At 41.4% G+C, this 26,717-nt stretch carries 11 protein-coding genes; 8 read left to right on the top strand and 3 right to left on the bottom strand.

Features of this window, described 5'->3' with window-relative positions:
- The first annotated feature begins 6 nt into the window (after window positions 1–6).
- The 4 genes from AC2G3J_RS06990 (at window position 7) to AC2G3J_RS07005 (ending at window position 16,423) form a co-directional block, all read left to right on the top strand.
- On the top strand, window positions 7–14,133 hold the full coding sequence (locus AC2G3J_RS06990) for a BapA/Bap/LapF family large adhesin (protein ID WP_483770871.1): 14,127 nt from the start codon (window positions 7–9) through the stop codon (window positions 14,131–14,133).
- A gap of 113 nt (window positions 14,134–14,246) precedes the next feature.
- Window positions 14,247–14,843 (top strand): IMPACT family protein, encoded by a 597-nt coding sequence (locus AC2G3J_RS06995; protein ID WP_419327734.1) that lies wholly within the window; start codon window positions 14,247–14,249, stop codon window positions 14,841–14,843.
- Entirely contained in the window at window positions 14,836–15,453 is a 618-nt protein-coding gene (locus tag AC2G3J_RS07000; protein WP_336954403.1) for an acyltransferase, read from the top strand. The genes AC2G3J_RS06995 and AC2G3J_RS07000 overlap by 8 nt, the downstream gene beginning before the upstream one ends.
- Window positions 15,454–15,580: 127 nt before the next feature.
- Window positions 15,581–16,423, top strand: a complete 843-nt coding sequence (locus AC2G3J_RS07005) for a universal stress protein (protein ID WP_336954404.1) — start codon at window positions 15,581–15,583, stop codon at window positions 16,421–16,423.
- A gap of 378 nt (window positions 16,424–16,801) precedes the next feature.
- On the opposite strand, the gene AC2G3J_RS07010 is transcribed toward AC2G3J_RS07005, so the two are convergent.
- Both AC2G3J_RS07010 and AC2G3J_RS07015 read right to left on the bottom strand, forming a co-directional pair.
- Window positions 16,802–17,467: an O-methyltransferase gene (locus AC2G3J_RS07010; protein ID WP_336954405.1), complete on the bottom strand. Its 666-nt coding sequence runs from the start codon at window positions 17,465–17,467 to the stop codon at window positions 16,802–16,804.
- A 199-nt stretch (window positions 17,468–17,666) separates the two neighbouring features.
- On the bottom strand, window positions 17,667–18,719 hold the full coding sequence (locus AC2G3J_RS07015; protein WP_483770872.1) for a Rieske 2Fe-2S domain-containing protein: 1,053 nt from the start codon (window positions 18,717–18,719) through the stop codon (window positions 17,667–17,669).
- Between the two features lie 860 nt (window positions 18,720–19,579).
- Between AC2G3J_RS07015 and AC2G3J_RS07020 the strand changes: the two genes are divergently transcribed.
- From AC2G3J_RS07020 to pstB, 4 genes are all read left to right on the top strand, one after another.
- Window positions 19,580–20,587, top strand: a complete 1,008-nt coding sequence (locus AC2G3J_RS07020) for a substrate-binding domain-containing protein (protein ID WP_419359514.1) — start codon at window positions 19,580–19,582, stop codon at window positions 20,585–20,587.
- A gap of 103 nt (window positions 20,588–20,690) precedes the next feature.
- On the top strand, window positions 20,691–22,070 hold the full coding sequence (pstC, locus tag AC2G3J_RS07025) for a phosphate ABC transporter permease subunit PstC (RefSeq protein ID WP_336954407.1): 1,380 nt from the start codon (window positions 20,691–20,693) through the stop codon (window positions 22,068–22,070).
- Window positions 22,067–23,461 carry a phosphate ABC transporter permease PstA gene (pstA, locus tag AC2G3J_RS07030; protein ID WP_336954408.1) on the top strand — a complete coding sequence of 465 codons (1,395 nt, stop codon included), beginning with the start codon at window positions 22,067–22,069 and terminating at the stop codon, window positions 23,459–23,461. The genes pstC and pstA overlap by 4 nt, the downstream gene beginning before the upstream one ends.
- 17 nt (window positions 23,462–23,478) lie before the next feature.
- Window positions 23,479–24,390 carry a phosphate ABC transporter ATP-binding protein PstB gene (gene pstB, locus AC2G3J_RS07035; RefSeq protein WP_336954409.1) on the top strand — a complete coding sequence of 304 codons (912 nt, stop codon included), beginning with the start codon at window positions 23,479–23,481 and terminating at the stop codon, window positions 24,388–24,390.
- A 560-nt stretch (window positions 24,391–24,950) separates the two neighbouring features.
- Here pstB and AC2G3J_RS07040 read toward each other — a convergent pair.
- On the bottom strand, window positions 24,951–26,297 hold the full coding sequence (locus tag AC2G3J_RS07040; RefSeq protein ID WP_004719230.1) for a dicarboxylate/amino acid:cation symporter: 1,347 nt from the start codon (window positions 26,295–26,297) through the stop codon (window positions 24,951–24,953).
- Between the last annotated feature and the right edge of the window lie 420 nt (window positions 26,298–26,717).

Below are 26,717 nucleotides of genomic sequence, written 5' to 3' on the forward strand. Positions count from 1 at the left end.
AATATTATGAAAAATATCACTATTTATGAAAAAGGAACGGCTAAGGTTCTTACTCAGGATTTAGTTAATAAACACTACTCAGTGTATAAAGTAAATCTTGATAGCGCAGAAATAGCCAAAATTGTAAAAGTTAATAATAATTTGGAGGTTTATTTACAAAATGGAGAAAAAGTCGTTATTGAGGATTTCTTTATTGGTGAAAAACCAAAAGAATTTACAATAGAAACTTCAGATGGAAAGCATTATTTACTTAACTTTCTTGAGTTTGATGCAAGTGGTACAGTAACTAAAATTGATTATTTGGGGATTGCTGATTTTCATGAATACCTTGTTGGTGAACACTCTGCTGTGCCAGCATGGGCTTGGGTCGCAGCTGCAGCTGGAGTAATCGGTATTGCAGCCGCATCAGGGAGCAGTGGTAGTTCAAGTCATTCGGGAAGTGGTGATAAAACAGGACCAAAACTAAGCTATGATATTTTAGATAATCAGAAAATCAAAATCACTGCAGATGAAGCAAGTAAAATTACAATAGTGGATGCGAGTGGTAAAATAATTGGATCAGGACAACTAAATCAAGCAGGTGGGCTTGAAGTTAGTTTAACAAGACCTTTAGTTGATAATGAAAAAATTACAATTACAGCAACAGATAATGCGGGAAATAAAACAACTGAAACAATAAATGTTGGGGATGTTACAAAACCTGATGTTGAAGTAAATATTGTTGATAATGACACCATTCAAGTCACTTCAAATGAACCTGGTAGTAAAGTTATAATTAAAAATGAAGCTGGACAAACAATTGCTGAGGGTGTAATTGGTGCTGATGGAAAATTAACAGTTGATTTAAACACACCTTTAAATGACGGTAGTAAGGTTATTGTTGATGTTATTGATGCAGCAGGTAATCAAACAGAAAAAGTAATTACAGTAGGTGATGTGACACCGCCTATTATTACGACAACTATTCAAAATGCAACTCATATTGAAGTTACTTCAAATGAAGTTGGTCAAGTTAAAATCACAGATGGAAATGGTAATGTAATTGGTACGGGTACCGTCACTGGTAATAACACTGTTGATAATATTCAGTTAACTCGCCCACTTACAGATGGTGAAAAAGTTACGGTTACTGTGACAGATGGCGCGGGTAATTCAAAAACAGTTGAAATTACAGCAGGTGATGTAACTGCACCAGTGATTACTACAAGCATTCAAGACGCGACACATGTTGAAGTTACTTCAAATGAAGCAGGTCAAGTTAAAATTACGGATACTAATGGCAATGTAATTGGAACAGGGACAGCAACGGGAAATGGTATTGTTAATAATGTCCAGTTAACCCGACCACTTACAGATGGTGAAAAAATTACGGTCACTGTGACAGATGGTGCTGGTAATCCAAAAGCGCTTGAAATTACTGCAGGTGACGTTACAAACCCACAATTCCAATCTTCACATGTAGATAGTACAGGAACACAATTAACCCTTACCTACAGTGAAGCACTTGATCCATTACATCCACCTGTTGCTGGCGACTTTGCAGTGACCGCAGATGGTCAGGTGGTACCTGTAACAGCTGTTACAGTGAATGGTTCTAGTGTGGTGTTGACCTTAGGTACAGCAGTCACATCAGGTCAAGCGGTTGAAGTGGGCTATACCGACCCAACTACGGGTAATGATCCAAATGCGATTCAAGATGCAGCAGGCAATGATGCAGCAACACTTCCAGCAACAACGGTGGACAATGGTTCAACTGTGCCTGGCGGTGGAGATAGCACAGCACCGACATTTGTCAGTGCAGCACTCGATACAACAGGCACATCATTGACGTTGACCTATAGCGAAGCGCTAGACGGCACCAACTTACCGCCATTGAACAGTTTCGTGGTGACCGCAGATGGTCAGGTGGTACCTGTAACAGCAGTTACAGTGAATGGTTCTAGTGTGGTGTTGACCTTAGGTACAGCAGTCACAGCAGGTCAAGCGGTTGAGGTGGGTTATACCGACCCAACTACGGGTAATGATCCAAATGCGATTCAAGATGCAGCAGGCAATGATGCAGCAACACTTCCAGCAACAACGGTGGACAATGGTTCAACTGTGCCTGGCGGTGGAGATAGCACAGCACCGACATTTGTCAGTGCAGCACTCGATACAACAGGCACATCATTGACGTTAACCTATAGCGAAGCGCTAGACGGCACCAACTTACCGCCATTGAACAGTTTCGTGGTGACCGCAGATGGTCAGGTGGTACCTGTAACAGCAGTTACAGTGAATGGTTCTAGTGTGGTGTTGACCTTAGGTACAGCAGTCACAGCAGGTCAAGCGGTTGAGGTGGGTTATACCGACCCAACTACGGGTAATGATCCAAATGCGATCCAAGATGCAGCAGGCAATGATGCAGCAACACTTCCAGCAACAACGGTGGACAATGGTTCAACTGTGCCTGGCGGTGGAGATAGCACAGCACCGACATTTGTCAGTGCAGCACTCGATACAACAGGCACATCATTGACGTTGACCTATAGCGAAGCGCTAGACGGCACCAACTTACCGCCATTGAACAGTTTCGTGGTGACCGCAGATGGTCAGGTGGTACCTGTAACAGCGGTTACAGTGAATGGTTCTAGTGTGGTGCTGACCTTGGGTGCTCCAGTGACCTTAGGTCAAGCGGTGCAAGTGGGTTATACCGATCCAACAGCAGGTAATGATCCAAATGCGATTCAAGACATTGCGGGCAATGATGCAGTAACCCTTCCACCAACTTCAGTGACCAATGGTTCGGTTATTCCGAGCGATACTACAGCACCAACATTTGTCAATGCGACAGTTGATCCATTGGGTACGACCTTAACGCTGAACTACAATGAAGCACTTGATCCATTAAATCCACCAGTTGCAGGCGACTTCGCAGTGACAGCGGATGGTCAAGTGGTTGCGATCACGAGTGTGTTAGTGGTGGGTAGTAGCGTGGTGTTAACCTTGGGTGCTCCAGTGACCTTAGGTCAAGCGGTGCAAGTGGGTTATACCGATCCAACAGCAGGTAATGATCCAAATGCGATTCAAGACATTGCGGGCAATGATGCAGTAACTCTTCCACCAACTTCAGTGACCAATGGTTCGGTTATTCCGAGCGATACTACAGCACCAACATTTGTCAATGCGACAGTTGATCCATTGGGTACGACCTTAACGCTGAACTACAATGAAGCACTTGATCCATTAAATCCACCAGTTGCAGGCGACTTCGCAGTGACAGCGGATGGTCAAGTGGTTGCGATCACGAGTGTGTTAGTGGTGGGTAGTAGCGTGGTGTTAACCTTGGGTGCTCCAGTGACCTTAGGTCAAGCGGTGCAAGTGGGTTATACCGATCCAACAGCAGGTAATGATCCAAATGCGATTCAAGACATTGCGGGCAATGATGCAGTAACCCTTCCACCAACTTCAGTGACCAATGGTTCGGTTATTCCGAGCGATACTACAGCACCAACATTTGTCAATGCGACAGTTGATCCATTGGGTACGACCTTAACGCTGAACTACAATGAAGCACTTGATCCATTAAATCCACCTGTTGCAGGCGACTTCGCAGTGACAGCGGATGGTCAAGTGGTTGCGATCACGGGTGTGTTAGTGGTGGGTAGTAGCGTGGTGTTAACCTTGGGTGCTCCAGTGACCTTAGGTCAAGCGGTGCAAGTGGGTTATACCGATCCAACAGCAGGTAATGATCCAAATGCGATTCAAGACATTGCGGGCAATGATGCAGTAACCCTTCCACCAACTTCAGTGACCAATGGTTCGGTTATTCCGAGCGATACTACAGCACCAACATTTGTCAATGCGACAGTTGATCCATTGGGTACGACCTTAACGCTGAACTACAATGAAGCACTTGATCCATTAAATCCACCAGTTGCAGGCGACTTCGCAGTGACAGCGGATGGTCAAGTGGTTGCGATCACGGGTGTGTTAGTGGTGGGTAGTAGCGTGGTGTTAACCTTGGGTGCTCCAGTGACCTTAGGTCAAGCGGTGCAAGTGGGTTATACCGATCCAACAGCAGGTAATGATCCAAATGCGATTCAAGACATTGCGGGCAATGATGCAGTAACCCTTCCACCAACTTCAGTGACCAATGGTTCGGTTATTCCGAGCGATACTACAGCACCAACATTTGTCAATGCGACAGTTGATCCATTGGGTACGACCTTAACGCTGAACTACAATGAAGCACTTGATCCATTAAATCCACCTGTTGCAGGCGACTTCGCAGTGACAGCGGATGGTCAAGTGGTTGCGATCACGGGTGTGTTAGTGGTGGGTAGTAGCGTGGTGTTAACCTTGGGTGCTCCAGTGACCTTAGGTCAAGCGGTGCAAGTGGGTTATACCGATCCAACAGCAGGTAATGATCCAAATGCGATTCAAGACATTGCGGGCAATGATGCAGTAACCCTTCCACCAACTTCAGTGACCAATGGTTCGGTTATTCCGAGCGATACTACAGCACCAACATTTGTCAATGCGACAGTTGATCCATTGGGTACGACCTTAACGCTGAACTACAATGAAGCACTTGATCCATTAAATCCACCAGTTGCAGGCGACTTCGCAGTGACAGCGGATGGTCAAGTGGTTGCGATCACGGGTGTGTTAGTGGTGGGTAGTAGCGTGGTGTTAACCTTGGGTGCTCCAGTGACCTTAGGTCAAGCGGTGCAAGTGGGTTATACCGATCCAACAGCAGGTAATGATCCAAATGCGATTCAAGACATTGCGGGCAATGATGCAGTAACCCTTCCACCAACTTCAGTGACCAATGGTTCGGTTATTCCGAGCGATACTACAGCACCAACATTTGTCAATGCGACAGTTGATCCATTGGGTACGACCTTAACGCTGAACTACAATGAAGCACTTGATCCATTAAATCCACCAGTTGCAGGCGACTTCGCAGTGACAGCGGATGGTCAAGTGGTTGCGATCACGGGTGTGTTAGTGGTGGGTAGTAGCGTGGTGTTAACCTTGGGTGCTCCAGTGACCTTAGGTCAAGCGGTGCAAGTGGGTTATACCGATCCAACAGCAGGTAATGATCCAAATGCGATTCAAGACATTGCGGGCAATGATGCAGTAACCCTTCCACCAACTTCAGTGACCAATGGTTCGGTTATTCCGAGCGATACTACAGCACCAACATTTGTCAATGCGACAGTTGATCCATTGGGTACGACCTTAACGCTGAACTACAATGAAGCACTTGATCCATTAAATCCACCTGTTGCAGGCGACTTCGCAGTGACAGCGGATGGTCAAGTGGTTGCGATCACGGGTGTGTTAGTGGTGGGTAGTAGCGTGGTGTTAACCTTGGGTGCTCCAGTGACCTTAGGTCAAGCGGTGCAAGTGGGTTATACCGATCCAACAGCAGGTAATGATCCAAATGCGATTCAAGACATTGCGGGCAATGATGCAGTAACCCTTCCACCAACTTCAGTGACCAATGGTTCGGTTATTCCGAGCGATACTACAGCACCAACATTTGTCAATGCGACAGTTGATCCATTGGGTACGACCTTAACGCTGAACTACAATGAAGCACTTGATCCATTAAATCCACCAGTTGCAGGCGACTTCGCAGTGACAGCGGATGGTCAAGTGGTTGCGATCACGGGTGTGTTAGTGGTGGGTAGTAGCGTGGTGTTAACCTTGGGTGCTCCAGTGACCTTAGGTCAAGCGGTGCAAGTGGGTTATACCGATCCAACAGCAGGTAATGATCCAAATGCGATTCAAGACATTGCGGGCAATGATGCAGTAACCCTTCCACCAACTTCAGTGACCAATGGTTCGGTTATTCCGAGCGATACTACAGCACCAACATTTGTCAATGCGACAGTTGATCCATTGGGTACGACCTTAACGCTGAACTACAATGAAGCACTTGATCCATTAAATCCACCAGTTGCAGGCGACTTCGCAGTGACAGCGGATGGTCAAGTGGTTGCGATCACGAGTGTGTTAGTGGTGGGTAGTAGCGTGGTGTTAACCTTGGGTGCTCCAGTGACCTTAGGTCAAGCGGTGCAAGTGGGTTATACCGATCCAACAGCAGGTAATGATCCAAATGCGATTCAAGACATTGCGGGCAATGATGCAGTAACCCTTCCACCAACTTCAGTGACCAATGGTTCGGTTATTCCGAGCGATACTACAGCACCAACATTTGTCAATGCGACAGTTGATCCATTGGGTACGACCTTAACGCTGAACTACAATGAAGCACTTGATCCATTAAATCCACCTGTTGCAGGCGACTTCGCAGTGACAGCGGATGGTCAAGTGGTTGCGATCACGGGTGTGTTAGTGGTGGGTAGTAGCGTGGTGTTAACCTTGGGTGCTCCAGTGACCTTAGGTCAAGCGGTGCAAGTGGGTTATACCGATCCAACAGCAGGTAATGATCCAAATGCGATTCAAGACATTGCGGGCAATGATGCAGTAACCCTTCCACCAACTTCAGTGACCAATGGTTCGGTTATTCCGAGCGATACTACAGCACCAACATTTGTCAATGCGACAGTTGATCCATTGGGTACGACCTTAACGCTGAACTACAATGAAGCACTTGATCCATTAAATCCACCAGTTGCAGGCGACTTCGCAGTGACAGCGGATGGTCAAGTGGTTGCGATCACGGGTGTGTTAGTGGTGGGTAGTAGCGTGGTGTTAACCTTGGGTGCTCCAGTGACCTTAGGTCAAGCGGTGCAAGTGGGTTATACCGATCCAACAGCAGGTAATGATCCAAATGCGATTCAAGACATTGCGGGCAATGATGCAGTAACCCTTCCACCAACTTCAGTGACCAATGGTTCGGTTATTCCGAGCGATACTACAGCACCAACATTTGTCAATGCGACAGTTGATCCATTGGGTACGACCTTAACGCTGAACTACAATGAAGCACTTGATCCATTAAATCCACCAGTTGCAGGCGACTTCGCAGTGACAGCGGATGGTCAAGTGGTTGCGATCACGAGTGTGTTAGTGGTGGGTAGTAGCGTGGTGTTAACCTTGGGTGCTCCAGTGACCTTAGGTCAAGCGGTGCAAGTGGGTTATACCGATCCAACAGCAGGTAATGATCCAAATGCGATTCAAGACATTGCGGGCAATGATGCAGTAACCCTTCCACCAACTTCAGTGACCAATGGTTCGGTTATTCCGAGCGATACTACAGCACCAACATTTGTCAATGCGACAGTTGATCCATTGGGTACGACCTTAACGCTGAACTACAATGAAGCACTTGATCCATTAAATCCACCAGTTGCAGGCGACTTCGCAGTGACAGCGGATGGTCAAGTGGTTGCGATCACGGGTGTGTTAGTGGTGGGTAGTAGCGTGGTGTTAACCTTGGGTGCTCCAGTGACCTTAGGTCAAGCGGTGCAAGTGGGTTATACCGATCCAACAGCAGGTAATGATCCAAATGCGATTCAAGACATTGCGGGCAATGATGCAGTAACCCTTCCACCAACTTCAGTGACCAATGGTTCGGTTATTCCGAGCGATACTACAGCACCAACATTTGTCAATGCGACAGTTGATCCATTGGGTACGACCTTAACGCTGAACTACAATGAAGCACTTGATCCATTAAATCCACCAGTTGCAGGCGACTTCGCAGTGACAGCGGATGGTCAAGTGGTTGCGATCACGGGTGTGTTAGTGGTGGGTAGTAGCGTGGTGTTAACCTTGGGTGCTCCAGTGACCTTAGGTCAAGCGGTGCAAGTGGGTTATACCGATCCAACAGCAGGTAATGATCCAAATGCGATTCAAGACATTGCGGGCAATGATGCAGTAACCCTTCCACCAACTTCAGTGACCAATGGTTCGGTTATTCCGAGCGATACTACAGCACCAACATTTGTCAATGCGACAGTTGATCCATTGGGTACGACCTTAACGCTGAACTACAATGAAGCACTTGATCCATTAAATCCACCAGTTGCAGGCGACTTCGCAGTGACAGCGGATGGTCAAGTGGTTGCGATCACGAGTGTGTTAGTGGTGGGTAGTAGCGTGGTGTTAACCTTGGGTGCTCCAGTGACCTTAGGTCAAGCGGTGCAAGTGGGTTATACCGATCCAACAGCAGGTAATGATCCAAATGCGATTCAAGACATTGCGGGCAATGATGCAGTAACCCTTCCACCAACTTCAGTGACCAATGGTTCGGTTATTCCGAGCGATACTACAGCACCAACATTTGTCAATGCGACAGTTGATCCATTGGGTACGACCTTAACGCTGAACTACAATGAAGCACTTGATCCATTAAATCCACCAGTTGCAGGCGACTTCGCAGTGACAGCGGATGGTCAAGTGGTTGCGATCACGAGTGTGTTAGTGGTGGGTAGTAGCGTGGTGTTAACCTTGGGTGCTCCAGTGACCTTAGGTCAAGCGGTGCAAGTGGGTTATACCGATCCAACAGCAGGTAATGATCCAAATGCGATTCAAGACATTGCGGGCAATGATGCAGTAACCCTTCCACCAACTTCAGTGACCAATGGTTCGGTTATTCCGAGCGATACTACAGCACCAACATTTGTCAATGCGACAGTTGATCCATTGGGTACGACCTTAACGCTGAACTACAATGAAGCACTTGATCCATTAAATCCACCAGTTGCAGGCGACTTCGCAGTGACAGCGGATGGTCAAGTGGTTGCGATCACGGGTGTGTTAGTGGTGGGTAGTAGCGTGGTGTTAACCTTGGGTGCTCCAGTGACCTTAGGTCAAGCGGTGCAAGTGGGTTATACCGATCCAACAGCAGGTAATGATCCAAATGCGATTCAAGACATTGCGGGCAATGATGCAGTAACCCTTCCACCAACTTCAGTGACCAATGGTTCGGTTATTCCGAGCGATACTACAGCACCAACATTTGTCAATGCGACAGTTGATCCATTGGGTACGACCTTAACGCTGAACTACAATGAAGCACTTGATCCATTAAATCCACCAGTTGCAGGCGACTTCGCAGTGACAGCGGATGGTCAAGTGGTTGCGATCACGAGTGTGTTAGTGGTGGGTAGTAGCGTGGTGTTAACCTTGGGTGCTCCAGTGACCTTAGGTCAAGCGGTGCAAGTGGGTTATACCGATCCAACAGCAGGTAATGATCCAAATGCGATTCAAGACATTGCGGGCAATGATGCAGTAACCCTTCCACCAACTTCAGTGACCAATGGTTCGGTTATTCCGAGCGATACTACAGCACCAACATTTGTCAATGCGACAGTTGATCCATTGGGTACGACCTTAACGCTGAACTACAATGAAGCACTTGATCCATTAAATCCACCAGTTGCAGGCGACTTCGCAGTGACAGCGGATGGTCAAGTGGTTGCGATCACGGGTGTGTTAGTGGTGGGTAGTAGCGTGGTGTTAACCTTGGGTGCTCCAGTGACCTTAGGTCAAGCGGTGCAAGTGGGTTATACCGATCCAACAGCAGGTAATGATCCAAATGCGATTCAAGACATTGCGGGCAATGATGCAGTAACCCTTCCACCAACTTCAGTGACCAATGGTTCGGTTATTCCGAGCGATACTACAGCACCAACATTTGTCAATGCGACAGTTGATCCATTGGGTACGACCTTAACGCTGAACTACAATGAAGCACTTGATCCATTAAATCCACCAGTTGCAGGCGACTTCGCAGTGACAGCGGATGGTCAAGTGGTTGCGATCACGGGTGTGTTAGTGGTGGGTAGTAGCGTGGTGTTAACCTTGGGTGCTCCAGTGACCTTAGGTCAAGCGGTGCAAGTGGGTTATACCGATCCAACAGCAGGTAATGATCCAAATGCGATTCAAGACATTGCGGGCAATGATGCAGTAACTCTTCCACCAACTTCAGTGACCAATGGTTCGGTTATTCCGAGCGATACTACAGCACCAACATTTGTCAATGCGACAGTTGATCCATTGGGTACGACCTTAACGCTGAACTACAATGAAGCACTTGATCCATTAAATCCACCAGTTGCAGGCGACTTCGCAGTGACAGCGGATGGTCAAGTGGTTGCGATCACGAGTGTGTTAGTGGTGGGTAGTAGCGTGGTGTTAACCTTGGGTGCTCCAGTGACCTTAGGTCAAGCGGTGCAAGTGGGTTATACCGATCCAACAGCAGGTAATGATCCAAATGCGATTCAAGACATTGCGGGCAATGATGCAGTAACCCTTCCACCAACTTCAGTGACCAATGGTTCGGTTATTCCGAGCGATACTACAGCACCAACATTTGTCAATGCGACAGTTGATCCATTGGGTACGACCTTAACGCTGAACTACAATGAAGCACTTGATCCATTAAATCCACCAGTTGCAGGCGACTTCGCAGTGACAGCGGATGGTCAAGTGGTTGCGATCACGAGTGTGTTAGTGGTGGGTAGTAGCGTGGTGTTAACCTTGGGTGCTCCAGTGACCTTAGGTCAAGCGGTGCAAGTGGGTTATACCGATCCAACAGCAGGTAATGATCCAAATGCGATTCAAGACATTGCGGGCAATGATGCAGTAACCCTTCCACCAACTTCAGTGACCAATGGTTCGGTTATTCCGAGCGATACTACAGCACCAACATTTGTCAATGCGACAGTTGATCCATTGGGTACGACCTTAACGCTGAACTACAATGAAGCACTTGATCCATTAAATCCACCAGTTGCAGGCGACTTCGCAGTGACAGCGGATGGTCAAGTGGTTGCGATCACGGGTGTGTTAGTGGTGGGTAGTAGCGTGGTGTTAACCTTGGGTGCTCCAGTGACCTTAGGTCAAGCGGTGCAAGTGGGTTATACCGATCCAACAGCAGGTAATGATCCAAATGCGATTCAAGACATTGCGGGCAATGATGCAGTAACCCTTCCACCAACTTCAGTGACCAATGGTTCGGTTATTATTCCGCCACTTAATGCTGTAAATGATGAATTTGCATTGGATCTAGGTCAGGAAACTCGTATTGATCGTACAGAAGTTGCTGGTTCAGATATCGCAGTGGTTGATATCTTGGGGAATAATGCTACCGGTCTAGATTTTTCAATTCCACAAACAACAGGCAATGCAGGTAAGGGGTCGACTGGTAATATTTCTGTCACGGTTTCGCAACAAGATCTGATTTCGGTCGGTGAGGCTGTTCAGATTGTTATTTATCAGCAAACTACCAATGGACCAGTGGAGGTTGCACGTGGTACGAGTCAAGGTGGTATTGTCACTGTTGGTGGTATTGGAATCATTGGTGTCGTAAATAGCAACGATTCAATTAAGCTTGATTTTACTAATTTACCAGAAGGTAATTATACGGTAGCCGTTCAGGCAGATGATAGTGCTCTAACAACCTTACTCAAAGATGTTGCTATTAGTGATCTTGGTGGTGAAGGGGAAATTCTGGGGGCTTCAAATGCTGCAGCTATCGGGGCAGCAATTACTGCAGTACTCGGCCCGGTTTTGGGTGCTCCAATACTTGCTTTAGTCAATACAATTTTAATCCCTGTTAATACAATTGGCTTACCACTTTCAAGCGTAGTTAACCAGCTACTGGACGTATTACCAATTGGAGTAATTGATTACATTGTTGATGCTGCTGTTGCTCCTCTATTGTCAAACTTGTTAACGATTTATGAAAAAACAAATATCAGTGTAACTGGAACTGAAGAAGTTTTTGCTAACTATGAATTAACAGGTAATGTTTTTGCTGATAATGGCAATGGGCAAGATGTAGTCAGTGGTGGTTCGATTATTGAAATAGATGGTTCATCTGTTGCATCAGGTACTGTTACGATTCAAGGAGAGTATGGCAGCCTTGAAATTAATACTCTAACAGGAGTCTTTACTTATACTGTGACAGCTGGAGAGGCGGCTTTAGGAAAAACTGAAATATTTGATTATAAACTGTCCAATGGAACAACATCTGATATTGCTCAAATCATTATTAATATTGCAGGAACACCAGCAGATCCTGGAGAGTTGACTCCACCAGATCATGTAGATCAAGTTGTGGCAAATGATGACCTTGCAACTGTTAAAAATTATCATGAATCTGTGGGTGATGATGTTGGTGAACAAGGACGAGCTTCTCAATTATTAGGTGTAAATTTACTCGGACTAAATATCTCTTTAGGTAATACCGTACCATTTAATTTTGAAGTTGAAGAAAACAGCACATCGAGTATTCATGTCAATGTGAGCGGTAGCGTTGTAAGTGCTGCGATAGGTGGACTTATTGGTGCTTTATTAGGAACAGCTGATAAGTTTTTCAATGCTGTACTTGAACGTCAATATGTAGATGAAAACGGCGTTATACAAAAAGAGCACTTCATTGTGGAAGATGCTGTAAAACTAACGCCACCTGGATTGTTGGGCATTATCTTTAATTATTCTGGTCAGATTAATATAGATAATTTACCACCCGGCGTTTATACAATCGCGCTACAAGAGAAACCAACGGATTCTGGTTTATTACAACAAATTTTGAATTTATTGGATTCGACAGCATCTGCCCAGTTATTTGGTGGTGTTGAATTAACCATGCAAGACCAAACCAATAAATATTTGGGTTCAAGTACCATTGAAGGAAATGTAATTTCAAGTGTGGATGGTGCAGATGAAGTAAATACAACAACATTTGTTACTAAAGTGGCCAATGAAGTGGGTGATCCTGCAGTCACATTATCAGGTGCAAACACGGTTGTTGTAGGTGCTTACGGAACACTTTATATTTCTCCAAACGGTCATTATAAATATGTGAGTAATGGTGATGCTGCAGATATTGGCAAGGTAGATACATTTACTTACACGATCAGGGACTTTAATGGCAGTGAAGCAACAGCGAATTTAAATATTCGTATTGATGGTGATAACTCTGGCGTGGTTTGGGATAATGCAAACCCTCAAAATGATATATCTCTTCCAGCTCCAATTATTTTAGACAATGCAGAGCATGTCGCTATTGGTGCTGTAACGAATGTGGTACAAACAGTAAGTGAAGCGAATCAAGGTGCTAGTTTTGCAGTGGCAGGTTCATTAGGTGGTGGTGCTGGTACTTATACTCCGACGACATTTAGTGTGGCGAATACAGACTCTTCTCATGTTGTAGTTAAAGTAAATATCCCAGCACTTTCAGTTTCTCTATTGCCAACGATTGTTCTTACAATCAAAGATCAAAATGGTACAGTTGTTGGGACGATAACCGGTAAGCCTCTTCTCAATGCACTTGGAAGTTCAATAACTGTCGACATGCCTAATTTAGGGCCAGGAACCTATACAATTACAGCATCTGCATCGGGTAATATAGGTTTAGGATTTAATGCTACAGTGAGCTTAGCGCAAGATATTACTCACTATAATGAAATTGGCCCAGTAACCGCAGCTCCAATTATTGGCAACATGTTGACAGACGATACCTATAATCCATCTTATGCTAAATTTAGTATTGATACGGGTAATGGTCAGTTTGTAGAGGTTGGATATAATGGTGTGACAGTGCAAGGTGAGTATGGCAGTCTGTTCGTGAAAAGTGATGGAAGCTATGTTTATACACCAAGTGCGGGAGTAATCGGTCGTCAAGAAGTATTCGATTATAAACTCTCTGTTTTTGGTCAAGATCATACAGCATCTCTTACAGTAACAGTTGATGCACTAACCACTGGTGATGCTCTCCGCAATACACTGATTAGTGGTGAACTGAATGATACCTTTACGGGTAATGGAGGTTCAGATGTGCTTGTATATCATGTATTAGAAAGTGCGAGTGCAAGTGGTGGAAATGGCGTCGATCATTGGACAGACTTCCATTCAGGAAATGTGAACACTGATACGAATGCAGACATCATAGATATTTCTGATTTACTGATTGGTTTTAATAGTGCAAATATCACAACCGATTTAACAGCATCGGCAAACTATCTGAAAAACTATCTTGGAGTAAGAGTTGATGGTAATAATGTCACTCTCACCCTAGATCGTGATGGTGCAGGAACTACGTACACTGGCAAAACCGATTTACTCCAATTGGATAATTTAGCGCAATCAGGTGCTGCATTTAATGGCAAAACTGAAGATGATATCTTGAAACTCTTGCTTCAAAATCATCAGCTTGTTCTATAATTTAGTCAGTAAATTGAAAAACCCTAAGTTCGCTTAGGGTTTTTTATTGTCCCATGTATTTTAAAAGCACGTTATAATGACAATATATTGAGTTTGAATGCTTTATTTTCATTATGGTTTATACACTTGTATCTGAAACGATTTTTGAGGAAGACATTAAAAAGAGTCGATTTCAAGCCATTGCAGCATCTGTTGAAAATGAGCAGCAAGTTAAAATATTTCTGGAAAAACATTTAGATCTAACAACAACACATCAATGCTGGGCATGGAAAATAGGTCATAATGTTCGTTTTAATGACGATGGTGAACCTTCAGGTACAGCAGGCCGACCAATCCTTGCAACCATTGAGGGTAATGATTTAACCAACACAATTGTATTGGTCAATCGCTGGTATGGTGGCATCAAATTAGGTACAGGTGGTTTAGTTCGGGCTTATGGCGGCTGTTCAGGGCAATGTTTGCTTTTGGCTGAGAAAATAGAACTGATTGAAAAGAAGAAAATTTATTTTCAATGCCACTTCAGCGAATGGTCGATTTTTCAGTATGAATTAAATACCCAAGACATTGAGTATAAAGAACAATATACCGCTGATGGTGTTGAAGTTGAAGCATTATTACAAATACATCAAATTGATCCACTTAAGTTAAAAGTTCAAGATGTAACGCGTGGGCGTGAGCAACTTAAATTGTTGGAAGACATTGATGAATGAGCAAGATCCATTACTAAAATATCGTGAACAACATAAGCATCGCTTAAATTATATGCCATGGCTGTATTATTCACTTAAACCGAAAAATCGAGTTTGGGCGGAGCAGTGGCAGCAGCAGTACCAAGCGTATTTGATGGCAATGGAAACTGTTGAAATAGGTAAAAATTGTTTTATTTCACCTTTGGCTCATATTTTTGCTGAGCCTGGTCGGAAAATTCTCATTGGGGATAATACTTTTATTGCAGCGGATTGTACGTTGCATGGGCCGTTAGAGATTGGTAATGAAGTTGCGATCAACCATCATTGTATTTTAGATGGGGGTAAAGTCGGTATTAAATTACATGATCAAGTCCGTATAGCCGCCTATTGTCATCTTTATGCTTTTGATCATGGTATGGATTTGAGTATTCCTGTTTATCAACAAGCTGTGACTTCCCAAGGCATTGAAATTGGTCAAGATGTTTGGTTGGGGGCACACGTTGGTGTAAAAGATGGGGTAAAAATTGCTTCACATGCCATAATTGGAATGAATAGTATGGTCACTAAAAATGTGGCTGAAAGAGAAATTGTGGCTGGAAACCCAGCACGTTTTATTCGTTATCGTGAATGAATGCACAGTTTGTACAAATACATAATTAAATTATGGAATTAATTACATAAAGTTGTCCAAACTTATAAAAACTTGTGCTAATTTAAATAATATAGACCCAAAGCTGTAAAGCTAAAGCGAGGTTAAAATGAACAGAGTAGTGGCTTGTATTGACTCTTCTCCGTGCATCAATGCATTGGCAGAAGCAGCCGCATGGATTGCTCAAAAAACTGGTCGTGAACTGGTTTTATTGCAAGTATTGGATTATTACCCTGCAAGTTATCATTTAGGGGAAATTAGTGGGGTAATTGGCTTCGAAAGTAATGCGATGTTGCTTAAAGAGCTGGCTGAGCTTGAACAAAAGCAAAGTGAATTAGCACTGGATTACAGCAATAATTTACTTAAGCATATTTCAGAAATGATTCAAGAAAAATACAATATCAGACCTATTCAAATTCAAGCCAAAGGTGATTTTCTAGAACAAAGCTTTAATGAGTTGACTGAAGATGATATCGCTGTAATCGGTCGAGTTGGTGAGCGTTCAGCTGAGAAGAATAAAATATTGGGCAGTAATGTTGAAAACTTTATTCGTGGAACGAAAAGTACTGTATTAACTGTTGGGCAAACATTTAAACCACCAACCCGTTTTATTTTTGCTTATGAGCTTTCTGAAACATGTCAAAAAATGCTAAAACGTGTTGAAAAAAGTGATTTACTTAAACTTTTACAATGTCATTTACTTTATGTCGGTGATCATCCTGAAATTCTCAATGAGCCTGCGCAACGTTTAAAAGATGCGGGTCTGGATGTAGTAGTAGAATATCGTTATGGTGATGTTGCTGAAAATATTTTGGATTATCAAAATCAACATCAAATTCAATTGATTGTGCTAGGTGCTTTTAGTCATAGTAAGATTCACCAGTTCTTTTTAGGTAGTGTGACAACCTCAATCTTTAGAAATGCCTCTGTTCCATTGTTAGTCGCAAAATAAGTTTTATCTTAGGAAAAAAAAGCAACTTCACCGTCGATATTAAGTCAAAAGATGGATGAAACAGAAGAAATGGAATGCCACAAATAATGGGATTTGTGGCATTTTTTTTGATTAAAAAATTTAATAAAAATATTGCATTTTGAAATGCAATAGCTTTTTAATGAACTATGAATTTAACTGGTTGAAAATTAATCGACAATTAAAAATATTTTATTTTCATAGGCTTATTAAATCATTATTGAGTTATCCACAATTCTACAAACAAGTTCAGGGGATAACTCTAAGGAAGATGATCTAAGCTTGAATAGATTTGTTAAAATCATAGCTACAAAAAAGCTGCTACATAAATAGCAGCTTTTAAATTTAGGTTACAATGGTTTATTTCACAATTGCAATGGCAAAACCATCATGTCCTTTGCTGCCAACTGTTTGTAAAGCAGTACATGACAGAATTTTAGGATGGTTTTGCATAGCTTTATACATGTCACGAATCCCTTCAATACTTGGTTTAATATTCGCTGGGTCAAGAATATCACCAGCACGAATCACGTTGTCCAAAACAATGACTGTTCCAGAATGTGAAAGGTTTAAGCTTAGCTCTAAATATTCAGGATAACTTTGTTTATCTGCATCGACAAAAATAAAGTCGAAAGCTTTAGTACTTTCAGGCAAATTCTTTAAAATATCAGCTGCGCGACCACATTTTAATTCAACGGTTTGCTTTAGATTAGCACGATCTATATTTTCTTGACCTAAAGCAGCATGTGTATCACGACCTTCAATCGTTAAAATATAGCCATCTTCAGGTAACGCACGGGCTAACCACATGGTGCTATACGCTGCAAAAGTACCTAATTCTAAAACACGTTTGCACTTGTTCATTTGAATCAACATTTGCAATAACATGCCCTGATTTGCGGCAACAGCAAGGTGGTCTGGAAATCCTTTATCCTCAGTGTTTTTTAATGTTTGTATGAGGATTGGGTCTTCAGGAATTAAATGTGATTCGATATAGGTATCGATGTCTGACCACATTTGTTGCATGTTATACCACCTAATTGGAGTCACTTCGTTTATGTAATTTGCATTTTAATCTTTTAAACGAAGAGTGCAATTTTAATAGAAACTTTTGAGTTAAATTTAATCAACTTGAAAAATAATAAATATATAGAACGATACATTCAGGTTTTATTGTTTTAAAGAAGCCAGATCAACTTCTATAAAACATGGTGATGAAACTGATTTATGCAGCGAAGAATGGGCTAAATCCAATTTTTTTTAATAAACGGCGATACATACTTGAACTGCGATCAGCAGGGAAGTGCGTCTCAATGGATAAATCTAAAGGTAGATATTCTGGTTTTTGTGTCTCAACGATCAAACGGTCTTCTTCAAAGATTTTAAGGTTGTATTCATAAGCATCTTCTATTGGTAAATCTTGATCATAGTTACGACAAATGGGGGCAAATAATCGAGTACTACGTGCTGTCATGGGCGAGGCAGCATTCATAATGACCTGTTTCGCTTGATTGGGGAAATGAATGGTTAATGTTGCGGTAAAAGGCAAATGAATTTCAAAATGGCGTAACCATTGAAAATCCGCTTGTCCTAATTGATCTAGACCAATCGGGTAACGACCTACACTACTGATATAATCAGCACTAAAACCATAGTCTGTTTCTTGCGTAGTGTAATCAGGCACTTCTGTATTTTCTGGGTCACCAAAAGTTTCTGGATGTACCCATGCAAAATGGGCAACATCGATAAAGCCTTCCAATTGTCGACCAGCAAAGCATTTTAAATCGACTTGAGGACAAACCAGTTGTTGGTACGCGGTCTCATCCCAATGCGGCATATTTGGAATATTGGCTATATCCTGTTCTTTTGCTAAAAGTGAACACCAGATTAATCCATAACGTTCAACAGCAGCATAGGTTTTTAGGTGGAAACGGTCCGAAATTTTATGATTGGGATGAGCAGGGATTCGATTACATTTACCATTTTCACCAAAGCGTAAACCATGATAACGGCAAACGATACCTTGACCATCATTTGTTCCGATGCTTAACGGAACACCGCGATGTGGGCAGGCATCTTTGGCAACAATAATTTCAGCATCTATTTTATAAATGACCAATGGCATATCCAGCAACATGGTTCCGAGTAGTTGCTCAGTAATATCTCTTGCTAATGCAATTGGATACCAATATTGGGCTAAGAGTTGCCAGTCATGTTCGGAGAAGCTCATATGAACGGGGAGGTCTGGGTTAAAGCTGTTCAGCGTTTTGCTATTCATATTCAAATCTTTTATGGAATGCTCATTTGAATATAAAACAATGCTGTGTTCTTTGAAATTTCAATTATTATGCGTAATGATGGAAAAAAAGAGAACACATGATTGACTACTAAGCATGATAAGCGGTGGATTTCCATATATAGGCTTAGCTGTAATAATCTTTTAACATTTTTCCAAAATTTAATAAAAAAGAACTGAGTACAATAAGTGCGATGGAGAAACTGCTGCAAAAGAAAATAATTTTTTGATAATTTAACCTGCAACTATTCATTAAAGGCAAATAGTAGACTTGATACATTGAGCGTAAGGTTTGCATGGTTAATATAAATAAACTGATGAAGCTAAAACTAATGACAATATTTTGGATCAGATTGTATTGACTAATTTGTGCCAATAAAAAGTAAATGATCCAACAGCTCATATAGATAATGAATGTAATCATGCTAGCTGAGGCTACCATTTTTAGAAAAGTTTCATGCCATTCTTTACGATTTAATCTCATTATTTAAATTGCTCTTTTTTATTTATTTTAAAGGTTTTTAGATGAGTAAATAAGGTTGATACGACGTATATTGTCGCTTTAAGTATGTAAACGTTAATACAGTTTTTGTGACATACACATGAAATATTACAATTTGAATTGTAATATCCTCAAATTTAAAAAATAGCACACAGTTGATTACATATTGAATTTAAAAGATTTTTAATAAAATCAAATGTGAATTATCAAATATCATAAAAGCGTCATAAAGCTGTAACTTATTTGTCATATTTTAAAATCAAAATGCAATTATCCGAAAAGTACTACACAACAAGAAGTGGTGTACTTCAAAATTGCAGTTTATTTAAGAGAGAAAAGAATGCGCATTAATCACATCGCACTTGCATTAGCAGTTTCAGGGGCAGCAGTATCAGCAAATGCTCGTGATACCATCCAAATCGCTGGTTCTTCTACTGTACTTCCTTATGCGAGTATTGTTGCTGAAGAATTTGGTAACACTTTCCCTCAATTTAAGGCACCTGTAGTTGGCTCAGGCGGTAGTTCTGCTGGTCTTAAACAGTTCTGTTCAGGTGTAGGCGATAACACAATTGATATCGCAAATGCTTCACGTAAAATTAAAGATACTGAAATCGCAGCGTGTAAAAAAGCTGGCGTAAACAAAGTCCAAGAAATAAAAATCGGTTATGACGGTATCGTTTTTGCTTCAAATGCAAGTAAAGCAGCTTATAAATTACGTCCACAACACGTATTTGCAGCCCTGGCAGCTGAATTACCATCAAATGGTAAATTGGTACCAAACCCATATACACGTTGGAACCAAATTGATAAATCGCTTCCAAATGAGCCAATTACTTTAGTTGTTCCAGCTTCTAACCACGGTACACGTGAAGTGTTCCAAGAGAAAATGGTTGAAGCGGGTTGCGAAACTTACGATTACTTCAAAAAGTTAGACAAAGATGCACAGAAAAAAGCATGTTCTAACTTCCGTAAAGACGGTAAAGTAATTGAAATTGCTGGTGATTATACTGAAACTCTAGCACGTTTAAAAACATCTCCAAGTGCGGTAGGTGTATTTGGCTTAGGTTTCTATGACCAAAACAAAGATAAATTACGTGTTGCGACAGTGAACAACGTTGTTCCTTCTGAGCAAACTGTTTTAAATGGTACTTACCCTGTATCTCGTCCTTTATACTTCTATGTAAAAGGTGAACACTTACAGTCAATCAAAGGCTTAAAAGAATATACTGAATACTTCCTTAACAAGAAGGTATCTGGTAAAGGTTCTAAGTTAGACAAAGCTGGTTTGATTTCATTGTCAGATGCTGAACGTGCAAAAGTATTAGCTGGTTTTAAAGCTGGTAAATAATAAAACCGCAATAATGGAGCTGATGGTGGGTGACTACCATCGGCTTTCCTTGCTAAGTAGAGTTTTTTCAAAGCATTGAAATTGAAAAAACGGTGGAGAATACATGAATCTGCTACTCATTGGCGTGTTATTGGCTTTAATCGCTATCGCATATCAAATCGGGCTACGAAAAAGCCGAAGCCTAGCAGGTAAGGGAAATAACACTGCAATTTTACATTCGCGTCCTGGCTACTATGGCTCTTTGGTGGCGTTGTGGTGTGGAATCCCAGCTTTTTTAATTTTGATTGTGTGGAATTTGGTAGAACCAAGTGTTTTACAACATCTAATTTTAAAAAATGTTCCAGCAACTGTTGCTTCATCGCTAGATACAGCTGGGGTAGATGTACTGGTAGATCGTATTAAAGCAATTGCCTCTGGCTTTGGTGTGACAGATACGCCAGCAGCTTATGAGGTTGCAGCTGCAGAACAACTCTCAAAATTTGAAAGAATTGGCTCGTTTGCAAAGTTTGCTGTGGTAACGTGTGCTGCGATCCTTGGATTGATTTGGGCAAGAAAAAGAATTAGTCAACAATTTCGTGCACGTAACGAAGTTGAAAAAACTATTAATGTTGTTTTGATCCTCTGTTCTGGTGTCGCGATTCTCACAACTGTGGGTATTGTGATGTCGATGTTCAGTGAAGCGATGCACTTTTTCCAGTTTGTAAGTCCAATCGACTTCTTCTTTGGTACAGAGTGGAATCCTGGGTTTAGTACTTCAGGAAATGCCGAAGGAAGTTATGGTTTGCTACCATTACTTTGGGGAACACTCATGGTCAGTGGTATTGCACTACTGGTTGCTGTTCCACTGGGTCTAATGATTGCAATTTATCTTGCTGAATATGCTTCACCTCGATTCCGTTCATGGGCAAAGCCAACAATTGAAGTTTTAGCGGGTATTCCAACCATTGTTTATGGTGTTTTTGCCATGATGGTGCTTGGTCCAATCTTCAAATCAATTGGTGATTCTATTGGCGTTGAAGTTAATGCGACTAGCGCACTAACAGCGGGTTTTGCAATGGGGATTATGATTATCCCATTTGTATCTTCTTTATCAGATGACATTATTACTCAAGTGCCGCGAGCTTTGCGTGATGGTTCGTTAGGTTTAGGTGCAACCAAATCTGAAACTATTCGCCAAGTGGTTCTCCCAGCTGCCTTACCAGGTATTACTGGTGCATTCTTACTCGCAGTATCTCGTGCGGTAGGTGAAACCATGATTGTAGTACTCGCTGCTGGTAATAGTCCATTGTTACATATCAATCCACTTGAAGCTGTTTCCACAGTAACAGTAACGATTGTAAAACAATTAACAGGTGATACAGACTTTGCAAGTCCGCAGGCATTAGTTGCATTTGCACTGGGTTTAACTTTATTTACCATTACATTGTGTTTAAACATTGTCGCACTTTATATTGTGCGTAAATATCGTGAGCAATACGAATGAGTACATCAAATACATCTCCTGTGGATCAAAATGTATTTGATCCTCAAGCCGCTGCTGAGTCGCGAGAAAAACGTAAAGCTAAAATTGCTAGCTCATTGTCAAAACGCCATCGTAAAGAAAAGACCTTCCGTATTGCTGGCTTTTCAGCAGTGATTACTGGCTTGGCATTTGTAGCAATCTTATTTGGAAGTATTTTATACAAAGGGTTGCCAGCATTTTGGCAAGCAAGCATGACTGTACCTGTGTATTTTGATCCCGCTATGATTGATGCAGGACCAAAACCAACGCAAAAAGTAGGGGAGTCTCCTGCTGTTTTTCAAGAGCGTTATGTAGACTGGCAAACTAAAATGGGTATGGTTGATTGGGATGCCTTGATTGTAAATGCAATCATTGCAAAAGATCCTACACTTGAAAGCCGTCGAGATGATCTTTCGGGTGTTTACACCAGCTCAGAAGCTTATCGTATCCGTGATATGGTCTTCAAAGATCCTGCATTGATTGGTAAAACAGTCGAACTCAACTTCCTTGCTGATGCTAATATTGATGTTTGGTTAGCAGGTCATATCGATCGTTCATTACCTGATGAGCAACAACAACTTAGCCCAGAAGTACGTCAACTTTCAGATGATTTGGCCGCAAAAGGGATTATTAACCGAACTTTTAACACACAAATGTTCACTAACCCTGATTCACGAAGTTCACCTGCAACAGCAGGTTTAGCAGGTGCATTTATGGGTTCATTGTTCATGATGTTAATTGTGATTGCGATTTCTATTCCATTGGGCGTGGCAAGTGCGATCTATCTCGAAGAGTTTGCACCAAAAAACTTTATCACAGACATTATTGAGGTAAACATCAATAACCTTGCAGCGGTTCCATCGATTGTATTTGGATTATTGGGCGCTGCCATTTTTATTGGTTGGATGCATTTGCCTATATCCGCACCTTTGGTCGGTGGTTTGGTATTAAGTTTAATGACCTTGCCTACAGTAATTATCACCACTCGTGCATCACTGAAAGCAGTACCTCCATCAATTCGTCAAGCGGCGTTAGGTATAGGTGCTTCTCGTTTACAAACAGTATTCCACCATGTATTGCCTTTGGCTCTGCCAGGGATTATGACAGGTGCGATTATTGGTATTGCTCATGCATTGGGTGAAACAGCACCATTACTCTTAATTGGTATGAGTGCTTTCGTTGCAAATATTCCAGTATCTCCATTAGACCAATCTACGGCTTTACCTGTTCAAGTTTACTTATGGCAAGGTAATGAATTACGTAACTTCTTCGAAGGGCGTACGGCTGCAGCCATCATTGTGTTATTGGCACTCATGGTCGGTCTAAACAGCTTTGCAATTTGGTTACGTAAGAAATTTGAAGTTCGCTGGTAAAAGAGGGCAGAATAGAGATGAATACTGTAGAAACTAAAAATTCCTTAAGACAGGATACAACCGTGAATTCTGAACAATCTCAATTTACATCGACTGACAGTAAGCAAAAGCAAGCAAGCACTTCTTTTGTATCCCAGTTTGAGTCTTCGACGCCGAAGAAAGAAAAAAATACAACTGTGAAAATTAGTGCTGAAGATGTGCATGTTTACTATGGTGAAGCTGAAGCGATTAAGGGTATTGATCTTCAAGTTTATGAAAATGAAGTGATTGCATTTATTGGTCCATCAGGTTGTGGTAAATCAACATTTTTACGCACCTTAAACCGTATGAATGATACGATTGATACTTGTCGTGTAACAGGTAAAGTGCGTTTAGATAATCAAGATATTTATGATCCAAATCTAGATGTTGTATTGCTTCGTGCTCAAGTCGGAATGGTATTTCAAAAACCAAACCCGTTTCCTAAATCAATTTTTGATAATGTTGCTTATGGGCCTAAACTACATGGTTTAGCCAAAGATAAGTATGATTTAGAAGAGATTGTTGAAAATAGTTTGCGTAAAGCAGGTTTGTGGGATGAAGTTAAAGATCGTTTAAGTCAGCCAGGCACAGGTCTTTCTGGTGGTCAGCAACAACGTTTGTGTATTGCGCGAACAATTGCTGTAAGCCCAGACGTGATTTTAATGGATGAACCATGTTCTGCACTTGATCCGATTGCGACAGCAAAAGTTGAGGAGTTAATCTCTGAGCTTTCTGCACAATATACAATCGCAATTGTAACCCACTCCATGCAACAAGCAGCACGTGTTTCTGACCGTACAGCCTACTTTCATTTAGGAGACTTAATCGAAGTTAACTCTACAGAGAAAGTCTTTACTCAACCAGATCACCAATTGACTGAAGCTTATATTACTGGTCGTTTTGGTTAAGTCGAGCACTGATTAAGTCCAGTTTAGTTGTGAAATTAAAGAGCCGTAAGGCTCTTTTTCTATAGATAAAGCATATAAAAATTTGAGAAAATGAATTAAATTTATGAGAATGGTAGATCAAAAAAATTAAAAACCTAAGCTGCCAAATAATAAATTGATTGTCTAAATCTTTTCTTTGTTGGGTGCTGAAATAGGGATGTAATGCAGTTTTAGTTAAGTCTAGTATTTTTTAATAAAACCAATTTAATAAGAATGGGTAAGGCTAAATAATTTAAGAGGTAGGAATAGATGAGCTATGCGTTCATATTTCAATATAAGTGCCATGAAATAAATGCTTAATTATTTGAGCTTATAAGAGCGGGAAATTAAACAAAGGCTTTTTTAAGACATACATCATTTTAAGCTTTGTGTATTAAACATATTTTTCAGTTAGGGCTTTATTTTATATGCGAATAGCAGTTGATTGTTATTTGTAATTTTCTGAGCTATTCATAGTTGCTTTATATAAAAAAGGAGCTCAAAAGCTCCTTCTTATTACCAAGATTGCTTATAGTATGTTTTTAATCGATTGGATCTTCACGATGTTGTTCAACTGCTTTAGCGTCATAGTGTGCTTTACTCGGATGAGCGAATGCAGCAGCCAGTTTGTCTTTGTCTAAAGCATTGTCCCAACGTGCCACAACAATCGTTGCACACGCATTACCGACTAAATTGGTCAGTGCACGGCATTCAGACATAAAGCGGTCAATACCTAGAATCAAAGCCATACCTGCAACAGGAACTGCTGGAACAACAGATAATGTGGCTGCTAAGGTAATAAATCCAGCACCTGTAACACCAGCAGCGCCTTTAGAGCTTAGCATTGCAACGAGCAATAATAAGATTTGGTCTTGAATACTCAAATCGATATTGCAGGCTTGTGCAATAAAGAGCGCCGCCATCGTCATATAGATGTTGGTACCATCTAGGTTAAATGAATAACCAGTAGGAATAACCAAGCCGACTACAGATTTTTCGCAGCCTGCTTTTTCCATTTTACGCATCAATGATGGAAGTGCGGCTTCAGATGAACTGGTCCCTAAAACTAACCATAATTCATCTTTGATATAGCGAATTAGATCTGTAATTCTAAATCCATTGTAGCGCGCCACTGCACCCAAAATAACCAAAATAAAGAGTAAGGCCGTGATATAGAACGTCATAATCAAAAGTAAAAGATTTCCAATACTTTCAATACCATACTTACCAATTGTAAATGCCATTGCACCAAAAGCACCAATCGGAGCAAATTTCATCAGCATTCCAACTAAATGGAATACAGGTGCTGTAAGGTTGTTTAAGAAGTCTACAATCGGTTGACCTTTTTCGCCTACCGCAGCTAAGGATAAACCAAATAATACGGCAACAAATAGAACTTGTAGAATATCACCACTGGTTAATGGGCTAACGATGGTTGTTGGAAGAATATTCAGCAAGAAGTCGACAATCGAAGCGTCATGTGCTTTTTCAGCGTACTCAACAACTTTCTCTGATTTTAATGATGTAGGGTCAATATTTAAACCTTGTCCTGGTTTAATAATATTGGCAACAATCATCCCGACGATTAATGCGAGTGTAGAGAATGTTAGGAAATAAAGCATCGCTTTACCGGTTACTCGTCCTACAGTTCCCATATGTTTCATGCCTGATATTCCAGTGACAACCGTCAAGAAAATAACAGGTGCAATAATCATTTTGACCAGTTTAATAAATGCATCACCTAATGGTTTTAAACTTGCACCAATATCTGGCCAAAAGTGTCCAAGAAGGATACCAAGTACAATGGCAAAAATAACCTGAACATAGAGGATTTGATAAAACTTTTGTTTTTTAGGGGGGAGGTGTTCATCGTGTGAGGAGATATCCATACTCAATCCTTATCCTTGATGTTGATAAAATTAAACATTTTTTAAAGAAATGACACGCAAATGTTCATAAATTTTAAAAATGTAATTATTCTTTTTAACGTGTTGATTTTAAATAGTTTAATCAAAATAACAAATATGTTATTTAGATAAAAAGAGCTGCTAAATAAGCTAATATAAATTTTAAAAATGTGTGATATATGTTTATTTGTATTATTCGTTTGATATAAACATGTCTATGTTTTTTTATGTGAATTTGTCATAAGAAAAGCCAGCAAAAGTTCTACTAAGTGGCATTTGGCTTATTTTCAAGATAAAGTCGCTGAATATAATCAAATCATCAAAGCTTAACTTAGATGTAAAAACTATTAATAAAATCTTAATTTATTCACGATGTGCATCTTTACTCGAATTTTAATGCGT

This window comes from Acinetobacter legionensis, from assembly GCF_057165765.1.

Excerpts from the sequence above, each read along its gene's own strand:
- AC2G3J_RS07000 (WP_336954403.1), top strand. The coding sequence starts at position 14,836 with ATGAATGAGCAAGATCCATTACTAAAATATCGTGAACAACATAAGCAT.
- pstA (WP_336954408.1), top strand. The coding sequence starts at position 22,067 with ATGAGTACATCAAATACATCTCCTGTGGATCAAAATGTATTTGATCCT.
- pstB (WP_336954409.1), top strand. The coding sequence starts at position 23,479 with ATGAATACTGTAGAAACTAAAAATTCCTTAAGACAGGATACAACCGTG.
- pstC (WP_336954407.1), top strand. The coding sequence starts at position 20,691 with ATGAATCTGCTACTCATTGGCGTGTTATTGGCTTTAATCGCTATCGCA.
- AC2G3J_RS07020 (WP_419359514.1), top strand. The coding sequence starts at position 19,580 with ATGCGCATTAATCACATCGCACTTGCATTAGCAGTTTCAGGGGCAGCA.
- AC2G3J_RS07005 (WP_336954404.1), top strand. The coding sequence starts at position 15,581 with ATGAACAGAGTAGTGGCTTGTATTGACTCTTCTCCGTGCATCAATGCA.
- AC2G3J_RS07040 (WP_004719230.1), bottom strand. The coding sequence starts at position 26,297 with ATGGATATCTCCTCACACGATGAACACCTCCCCCCTAAAAAACAAAAG.
- AC2G3J_RS06990 (WP_483770871.1), top strand. The coding sequence starts at position 7 with ATGAAAAATATCACTATTTATGAAAAAGGAACGGCTAAGGTTCTTACT.
- AC2G3J_RS07010 (WP_336954405.1), bottom strand. The coding sequence starts at position 17,467 with ATGCAACAAATGTGGTCAGACATCGATACCTATATCGAATCACATTTA.
- AC2G3J_RS07015 (WP_483770872.1), bottom strand. The coding sequence starts at position 18,719 with ATGAATAGCAAAACGCTGAACAGCTTTAACCCAGACCTCCCCGTTCAT.
- AC2G3J_RS06995 (WP_419327734.1), top strand. The coding sequence starts at position 14,247 with ATGGTTTATACACTTGTATCTGAAACGATTTTTGAGGAAGACATTAAA.